This window comes from uncultured Deefgea sp., assembly GCF_947072475.1.
GTDB lineage: Bacteria > Pseudomonadota > Gammaproteobacteria > Burkholderiales > Chitinibacteraceae > Deefgea.
Genome location: NZ_CAMTIA010000036.1, coordinates 21,047 through 29,223, shown reverse-complemented (window position 1 = coordinate 29,223; position 8,177 = coordinate 21,047). Strand labels below are relative to the sequence as shown.

The window sequence follows — 8,177 nt, the reverse complement described above, 5'->3', positions numbered from 1 at the left end:
GCCTTAGATAATGTGGCGTATTTTTATCAGCGCGATATTAAATTGGCCGTCGCGCAAGCGCAAACGCTGCTCGAGCCGATGCTAACGGTGATTTTAGGCTTGCTGCTGGCATGGATGATGTCGGCGATCTTGTTGCCGATTTTTGATTCCTTGAGTCAAATCCGATGAAACGCATTGTGTTACTTTTAACGCCCAGCTATACCGCCGCGCTGTGCGCTTCAAACCAAGGCGCGCGGCCTTTGGCGCATTTTAATCATGACGCCGCAGGCCGGGCGAGCTTGGCGCAATTTTCGCTGGCGCAGCAGCACGGTTTATTTTATGTGTTGACTGATTTGGGCGAGGAAGACTTTCAGCAAGAAGTCATTCCGCATTTGGCGCGTCACGATCAGCAGCGCTTGATTGCGCGTAAATTAGAGCAACGCTATCGCGGTACGACGTATCGCTATGGACGGGTCTTGCATCAAGCGGGTCAGCAAGATCAACTGCAGCTATCGGCTTTATTAAATGAAGCGCCGCTCGACGCTTTAATCAGCACTTTACTGACGGCAAACTGCGCGATTGCCGGCGTGTATTCTGTGGCGCTGTTGACAGAAAATCTATTAAAAAAATTACGCTTGGATTGTCCGCATTTATTAATTATGTCGCGCTCAACACCCGAGACGTTGCGGCAAAGCTATTTTGTCGACAGCACCTTGCAGTTCTCTCGTTTGGGTCATCTGGATGTAACGCCGAATTTATCGGCGCAAGCGCAAGCCATTATTGAGCAGGCGCATCGTGCTCGGCAGTATTTAACGACAATGCGCGTCTTGGCGCATGACGAAGTATTGCCCGTTTGGGCCTTGTTTGACGTCAGCATGAGCCAAGCATTACGGCAAATTGCCGCCAATAGCGATGTTGGTGGTGATGAGTTAACGCTCGATTTGCAAGTGGACTTGGCTTTTTTGCAGCAAAAACTGCAATTACCCACCGGCGGTTTAAGTTGGTTGGATGTGCTGCTGGCGGCTTTATTGCAGCTCAATGTACCGAATCAATATGCGCCACCTGCGGTGCTGCGTTTAGCGCGCTCAAGGCAATTGGCAAGGCGTATTAAGCTGTGCGCCTTTTTCATTGTGGCTTTGGCGGCAATACTGCTGGGTTTGGCGCTATGGCAAGGTCAAAAAATACAAGCGCAATGGCCGAGTTTACAGCAGCAAATTGAGCATGAAACCCAGCAATTGGCCGCCCTACAGCCCTTGAGTCAGCGCATTGATCCTGTGCACATGCAAGCTGCGGTACAGCTGTATCAGCGAGACCTTGCCAACTGGCCCAGTGCAACAGAGGCCGCGCAGCGCTTTAGTCAGGTGTTGGCAGCGTTTTCGCAGCTGCAATTACTCAATTTTCATTGGCAAACCGGCACGGCAGGCTTACTCGCCAGCACGGATCCAACGTTGCCACTGCGCGCGCAGCAGATCAAAGTGACTTTGCGCGCCAGCCCTTTGGCGACGGAGCAGCAAGCGTGGCAGCAAATTGAGCAATTAGTCGCCCAATTGCAGCGCTGGCCCAATGCCAAAGTGGCGCTGCTGCCCGGCCCAATTGAAGCGCGCACGAGCGCCAGCGCGGATGAATCTGCCGAATCTGCTGCGCCTTGGCCGATGGATTTTGTCTTGCAATTGACCTTGGCCAATCCGCCACCGGCGGCGCCATGAAGCGAGCGCTCTGGCCGTTGGAAAAATCGCTGTGCTTGGCCGTATGCTGCTTGTTTGCTGCGCTGCTGGTGGCTGGGGTATTGCTCTGGGGTGCTCAGCGGTATTGGCATTGGAGCCAATACCAGCAAGAGCGCTTGCAGCAGACTTTAGATCAGCGGCGTCAGCAAGTGCAGCAGCGCCAGCAGGCGTGGCAAACTATTGCGCAATATCAAGCGCCATTTAATCGTCTGCTGGCCCAGCAAATAATCGGCACTGAGCAGCAAGCTGAGCATTTGCAGGCATTGGCGCGGTATCGACAACAGCATCCACAACAGCAATTACAGTTTCAATTACACGCGCCACAGCCTTGGCTCGCGGCGGCCCCAATCGCGAACTTACAAACCTTTGCCAGTCCGCTCAATATTGAATTGCGATTGCGCGATGAAGACGCGCTGTCGAGTTTTTCGCTTTGGCTTGAGCAGCAGCCGGGCTTGATTGCACCGGCGCGCTGCGAAATGCGCTTGGCCCAGCCCAGTGGCATTGCCTTGAACTGTGATTATCTATGGCTAACGATTCAAGCACTGGCAACGGAGCCAAGATGAAATACAGGGCAATGTTGAGATTTTTTGTAGATGCTGTGCCGCGCTCGTCGAGCTGGGGCTTTAAACCCCGTCCAAGCGCACCGAGTGCGGAGGGAGACAAACGGTTTTATCGTTTGGCTCACGACAATCGAGGGCACAGCGGAGCTGGGCGAGATCAAAATCGCCTTCTTTTCCCCCAACTCTTTGGCGGACAAAGAGTTGGGGTCCCCGTCGCGGACTGCGACTGTAAAACAATGTGCCGCAGGCACTTAAAATCATCAACACATAATCTGAACAAAGCCAAATACAGCGTATTGCTACTGCTGTGTTGGGCCATGTCGGTACAGGCCGACTGGGGGCGATTATTTTATACGCCAGAACAACGACAGCAATTGCAAACGAGTGCGCCAGTTGCAGCAATGCCTGCGGCGCAGCAACTACGGCGTTTTAACGGCGAATTGATCGGCCCGCGCGGTAAAGTGCAATGGTTGGATGGGAAAATTGCATCTGTGCCAGCGGGAGCTAAGCCTGGCTCTGTGGTCGATGTCAGAAAATAATCAAACAATTGTCATGTTTATTTCAGCTTGGTAGTGCTTGAATAAGGAAAGCATCATTTTGATGTGTTGTTGACTGGGATGAGCGATGAAAAACATTAAGCCTTTATTGATCACGTTTGTTGCCATTGTCATTAGCACCGTGCTTTTGCAAATTGTGCTGCTGTTGGTTTTTTTGAATCAATTGCAAGCTTTACGGCAGTACGAGCACCAGGTCATCGACCCCTTGGTTGGGCATCTGGTGCAAGTGAAGTTCGCTGTGATGCAAATTCAGCAATTTATTACCGACGCTGCGGCAACTCAAGACCCTGACGGCATCGATGAGGCTAAAAAATCACTCGATAGCGCAGTAAATAATATTACCGCAATGAGCCAATTGGCCCCAGACATGCAAACTCAGGGCGATTTACTGAAACTACAAGCGCAGCGTTTGTATGCAACAGGGCTGCAAATGGTCGCCGCCTATGGGCAAGATCGAGCAGCAGGCAATGGCTTGATGAAAGCGCCGCAAACTGGTTTTGAGGCGCAATCAGAAGCGGCGCAAGCGCTGACTGATCAATTACAACTCAAAGTAAGCGCTTTGCAAAGTACGACCGTTAACACGGTGGATGCTAAAATCGCAGCGATTTTTTGGTTGGGTTTAAGTACCAGCTTACTCTTGGTTGTGATTGTAAGCCTTGGGGGTATATGCCTGTATCGCTTTATTATGAAAATATTGGGTGGCGAACCCTCAGTCGGTAATGAGGCGGCACATTATTTAGAGCAAGGTGATTTAACGTATATCGTGCAGGTGAAAGCCGGCGATCAAACTAGCTTGCTGGCGACGCTATCGCGTATGCGTGGACGTTGGACGGATGTGATTTCTAGCTTGAACGGACAGACCGCGATGTTATTGGGCAGTGCTGAGCAATTAACGGATCAAGCCCAGCATTTATCGCTCTCAAGTGAAGCGCAAAGTCAAAATGCCAAGCAAATTTCTGCCAATGTCGATCAGCTCGCTAGCACCATGGGCAGTATGGCCAAGCAAGCGACGGAGGCGTTTGGCCAAGTTGCAGCAACCGGCGAGGCGGCGATGAAAACCACACGGGTGTTGCAAGAGGTGACGCATGAGGTATTAAGCGTCGAGCAAAGCGTCACAATGTCGGCGCAGCATATTGGCCAGTTGCATGTGCAAATGAGTGAAATTAATTTAATTGTCACTACGATTCGCGAAGTCGCTGATCAAACTAATTTATTGGCTTTAAATGCCGCCATTGAGGCCGCGCGTGCTGGTGAAGCCGGGCGCGGTTTTGCCGTGGTGGCCGATGAAGTGCGCAAACTGGCCGATCGCACCGCCGGTTCGGCACGCTCCATCGGCGAGATGATTGCCGGTATTGGCGCCATGACCGATGAAATCATGACAACCATCAAGCAAAGCGTCGATCGCGTTGGCTCGGGCATGAGTTTGATTGGCGTAGCGCAATCAGAAATGCAGCAGGTTTTAACTGCCTCAATCACTGCCAGTAAAGACATGGCGCAAATTCACGATGCTTTAGAAGAAATTAGCCGCAATACCGACGATATTGCCGATTCAGTCGAGAAAATCTCGCACTCCAGCCTTGATCATTCCGCCGCCGCGCAATCGGTGGCGATCACCAGCGGCAATATCAAGCAAGTGGCTGAGGCTTTGCACGACGATACGGCGTATTTTAAAGTCGGCAACGGTAGTGATAGCGATGATATGACTTTGTTTTAGCGCCACCGATCCCAGTATTGAACCGCTTGCGCGGTCAAAAACGCTGTAAACATGGTGTTACAGCGTTTTTTTATGGCTAGCGTAAAATGCCGGCATTGATTGCGTTTGAGCGCGATAGCGGCGAAGGGGTAGTGAGTGTTTGATACGCGTTTGCGTTCTAATATTATGGCCTTGTACTTGGTACAGGGCCTTAATTATGTCGTGTCTTTTGTGACCTTCCCGTTTTTGTTGGTGCAATTGGGCACCGAAGGCTTTGGCGTAATGAACTACGCCTTTGCGGCGATTCAATACGGCGTTTTGCTCACCGATTTCGGTTTTAATTTATCGGCAGTGCGCGATGTGGCGCAGGTGCGCGATGACCCCAAAGCTGCGGCGCGGATTTTTTGGCGGGTGACTTGGGCTAAATTGGGGCTGATGCTGGTGTCGAGCCTGATTTTATTGCTGCTGACTTTTACTGTGGGTAGCTGGCAAGCGCATTCTGAGGTTTTCTTGTGGAGCCAGCTGTATATCCTCAGCTCGGTGTTGTTCCCAATTTGGTATTTCCAAGGTTTTGAAAAACTGCAGCTCGCTTCGGGCTTAATGGTGGTGGCGCGTGCGCTGACCTTGGGCTTTTTATTGCTATGGGTGAGTGGCCCCAATGACATCGTGTTGGCGGTGATTTTACAAGCGACACCGCAAATTTTGGCCGGCGTGGTCTGGTGGTTAACCGGCTGGGGCGTGGCTAAACCCGAGTGGGTGAGGATTCATTATTCCGAGCTTAAAACCGCGCTCAGAGCCAGCTGGCCGTTTTTTCTGTCGGCGATTTCAACCAGTCTCTACACCACATCAACCACGGTATTACTCGGTTTATTTTCGACCCCAGTGCAAGTGGGCTTGTTTGCAGCGGCCAGCAAGCTGGTGTATATCGCCCAAGGTTTAATCGGCCCCTTGGTGCAAGCGACTTATCCCCGGATTGCTCAATTGGCGGCCACCGATCAGCCCGCAGCCGTGCGTTTAATTCGCAAAGCGTTTTTGATTCAAGGCGCAGTGGGATTGAGTATGGCTTTGATGCTAGCGCTATTTTTGCCGCTACTGACGCCGATTAGCGTGGCGTGGTTTGGCGCTGATTTTTCTTTATCTAAGGCTTTTTTGGCGTTAAGCGACTCACAAACGGTGATGCTGTGGTTTGCACCGGTGATTTTGCTGGGCGCTTTGTCTTTGGTGTATGGGCAGCAAACCTTGCTGGTGTTTGGCCATGAAGGTTATTTCAGCCGCGTGTTGGTGGTCGCAGGGATACTGAATGTGATCTTGATGTGCTGGTGGGTGCCCGGTTCGGCGCAAGGCGGCGTGCGTGCGGCGCAAAGTGTGTTGTGTGTGGAATTGTTTATCGTGCTGGCTTTTTGGTGGCGCGCGCGACCGATTTTTCGCCAAGCTAATGCAATAAGGACAAATCCTTGATGAGTTTGGTTTCTTTTCTGTTGCCTTGTTTTAATTCCGAGGTGTATCTGCAGCAAACCCTTGATTCAATTGCCGCCCAAACCTATACCCAATGGGAATGTATTGCGATTGATGATGGCTCTACGGATGGCACTTGGGCTTTATTGCAGCAAGCTGCGGCGAGCGATTCGCGCTTTAAGGTGATCAGCCGCGAAAATCGCGGCTTGATCGCCACGTTGAACGAAGCGATTGCTTTGGCGCAAGGGCAATGGCTGGCGCGCATCGACGCCGATGATATTTGCTGGCCACAGCGGCTTGAAATGCAATTGGCGCGCTTGGCCCAAACCGGCGCTGATGTTTGTGGTACTTGGGTGCGCTTTATTGGCGATCGCTCGGGGGAATGGCAAACGCAAAGCACCGATGCCAGCATTAAAACTGGCTTGCTGTTTAATTCAACGCTGGCGCATCCCACAGTGATGTTGCGCGCCAGTTTAGTCAAAGACGCGGGTTACGACGCGGGCGCGATTCACGCCGAAGACTACGCCCTCTGGTGCCGTTTGGCCTTGCAAGGCGCGGTGTTTACTGGCGTGCCAGCGGTGCTGCTCGATTATCGCTGTCATGCTGGGCAAATTACGCAGGCTAAAAAACAGCAACTGCGCGCCACCGCGCAGAAAATTCGCCTTAATTACGCGAGGCAAGCGCTACCTTTGCCCTTGCAAGCCGTAGCGAGCGAATGGGCTGAGCTGCTAGAACCGGCTCGTGTACTAACAGTGAGCGAGTGTCGCAGTGTATTTGCGATGTTATTGCAAATCGCGCAGTTTTCTCCGGCTAGCCAACCCGCGCTGGCCGAGGCTTGGTTAGATGCTTTGCAGCGCACGCAAGGCGTGAGTCTGGGTATATGCTTTGACGCTTTTTCTATCAAGGCTAAGCTACCCATACCCCAGTCAGAAGCCAAAAAGTGGCATAAACAATTATGCCGTATGCTGATCAGTGATCGCGTGTGGCAAATCATCAAACGAGTGCAAGCATGAAAATCGCCATTTTTTTACGTGATTTGGGTTTGGGTGGCGTTGAGCGCTGCGCGGTCTTGGTCGGTGAAGCGTTAGTCGCACGCGGTTTCACGGTGACGCTGGTGCTGCTGGGCGGTAATCGTAATTTATGGACTTCACGAATTAGCCAAGTGCAAGTGGTCGATCTTTCTAGCGTGTGGCAGCCGCTCAAACCGTGGACTTGGCTGGCCGGTTGGCGCGCCGCGCGCCGCGTGGCTCGCGAGCAGGATGTGGTGATTGCCGGGACATTTTTACTGCCGCTGTATATGACGTATGCGGCAACGCTGGGTTTAAACAAACGGGTAATGGCTTGGGTGCATGGGCCGTTTTTTGAACTCGATCAGTTTGCCAAAATGAACCCAGTGCATCGCACTGCATGCCAGTTTGTGTATCGGCAGTTGGATGAATTGCTGTTTGTGTCTAATCACGCCAAAGATTCAATGGCGCGCTGGCTGAGCTGTACCGCCAAAGCCACATGGCAAGTGCTGCCCAATTTTGTCGATGCCGCACAAGCAATGCCGAGCGCCGTGCCGCGCGCTGAGCTTGCGCCATTGCGCTTGGTGTTTATTGGCCGAATTGCGACTGAAAAGCAGCCGCACTTGTGGCTGGATACGCTGGCGGCGCTCAATGCCAAAAACGTCGCCGCGCATCTGACTGTTGTTGGCGATGGCCCGCTCGAGACTTGGCTGCTCGCCGTCGCAGCTGAGCGGCGTTTGAGCGGGCAAATCACCTTAGTTGGGCGGCAAGATAATGTCAGCGATTATCTAGCGAGCGCTGATGTTTTATTGCTGACGTCGGGTTTTGAAGGCTGCCCTTTGGTGGTGCTCGAGTCCATGCCGATGGGCGTGCTGCTGGCGAGCACCAATGCCGGTGGGGTGTATGAGCTGTTTGCCGAACGGCGCGATGAATTTGTCGTTGCTGACGCCAGCGGCGCAGCGCTGGCCGATTTAATCATTGCGCAGCAAACGCACGCCGCCGAGTTAAGTGAATGGCTCAAGCAGCGCGCGAAATGCTATTCGCAGGACGCGCTGATTGATCGCTGGCAGGCGCTGCTGACTGAGCATCCCGACGCTTGAGCGGTTTTTCTGGGATGTCGCTGCGGCTTTGTTGGCCATTCACGCCGACTTGGCTGGCATTTGCGACATCTTGTTACGCCAGAATGCGCGATTTTGCGGGGG

The 8,177-nt window shown here is 52.7% G+C and carries 7 protein-coding genes; all 7 read left to right on the top strand.

What is annotated here, in order from left to right; all coding sequences use genetic code 11:
- Positions 1-164: 164 nt before the first annotated feature.
- The 7 genes from Q0V82_RS11590 to Q0V82_RS11560 all read left to right on the top strand — a co-directional run bounded on the left by Q0V82_RS11590 (position 165) and on the right by Q0V82_RS11560 (position 8,075).
- A complete protein-coding gene (locus Q0V82_RS11590; RefSeq protein WP_297575881.1) occupies positions 165-1,685 on the top strand; it encodes a hypothetical protein in 1,521 nt (506 codons plus the stop codon).
- Positions 1,682-2,266 carry a hypothetical protein gene (locus tag Q0V82_RS11585; protein ID WP_297575879.1) on the top strand — a complete coding sequence of 195 codons (585 nt, stop codon included), beginning with the start codon at positions 1,682-1,684 and terminating at the stop codon, positions 2,264-2,266. Before Q0V82_RS11590 ends, Q0V82_RS11585 begins: the two co-directional genes overlap by 4 nt.
- A 233-nt stretch (positions 2,267-2,499) precedes the next feature.
- Positions 2,500-2,802 (top strand): hypothetical protein, encoded by a 303-nt coding sequence (locus Q0V82_RS11580; protein ID WP_297575877.1) that lies wholly within the window; start codon positions 2,500-2,502, stop codon positions 2,800-2,802.
- An 85-nt stretch (positions 2,803-2,887) separates the two neighbouring features.
- Complete coding sequence (locus Q0V82_RS11575) at positions 2,888-4,534, top strand: methyl-accepting chemotaxis protein (RefSeq protein ID WP_297575875.1); 1,647 nt, start codon at positions 2,888-2,890, stop codon at positions 4,532-4,534.
- A 135-nt stretch (positions 4,535-4,669) separates the two neighbouring features.
- Positions 4,670-5,971 (top strand): oligosaccharide flippase family protein, encoded by a 1,302-nt coding sequence (locus tag Q0V82_RS11570; protein WP_297575873.1) that lies wholly within the window; start codon positions 4,670-4,672, stop codon positions 5,969-5,971.
- Positions 5,971-6,981 carry a glycosyltransferase family 2 protein gene (locus Q0V82_RS11565; RefSeq protein ID WP_297575870.1) on the top strand — a complete coding sequence of 337 codons (1,011 nt, stop codon included), beginning with the start codon at positions 5,971-5,973 and terminating at the stop codon, positions 6,979-6,981. Before Q0V82_RS11570 ends, Q0V82_RS11565 begins: the two co-directional genes overlap by 1 nt.
- Positions 6,978-8,075 (top strand): glycosyltransferase, encoded by a 1,098-nt coding sequence (locus Q0V82_RS11560; RefSeq protein ID WP_297575868.1) that lies wholly within the window; start codon positions 6,978-6,980, stop codon positions 8,073-8,075. Before Q0V82_RS11565 ends, Q0V82_RS11560 begins: the two co-directional genes overlap by 4 nt.
- Positions 8,076-8,177: the final 102 nt, after the last annotated feature.

What these genes read in the sequence shown, in the direction of transcription:
- Q0V82_RS11590 (WP_297575881.1), top strand. Translation starts at nt 165, where the DNA reads ATGAAACGCATTGTGTTACTTTTAACGCCCAGCTATACCGCCGCGCTG.
- Q0V82_RS11585 (WP_297575879.1), top strand. Translation starts at nt 1,682, where the DNA reads ATGAAGCGAGCGCTCTGGCCGTTGGAAAAATCGCTGTGCTTGGCCGTA.
- Q0V82_RS11580 (WP_297575877.1), top strand. Translation starts at nt 2,500, where the DNA reads ATGTGCCGCAGGCACTTAAAATCATCAACACATAATCTGAACAAAGCC.
- Q0V82_RS11575 (WP_297575875.1), top strand. Translation starts at nt 2,888, where the DNA reads ATGAAAAACATTAAGCCTTTATTGATCACGTTTGTTGCCATTGTCATT.
- Q0V82_RS11565 (WP_297575870.1), top strand. Translation starts at nt 5,971, where the DNA reads ATGAGTTTGGTTTCTTTTCTGTTGCCTTGTTTTAATTCCGAGGTGTAT.
- Q0V82_RS11560 (WP_297575868.1), top strand. Translation starts at nt 6,978, where the DNA reads ATGAAAATCGCCATTTTTTTACGTGATTTGGGTTTGGGTGGCGTTGAG.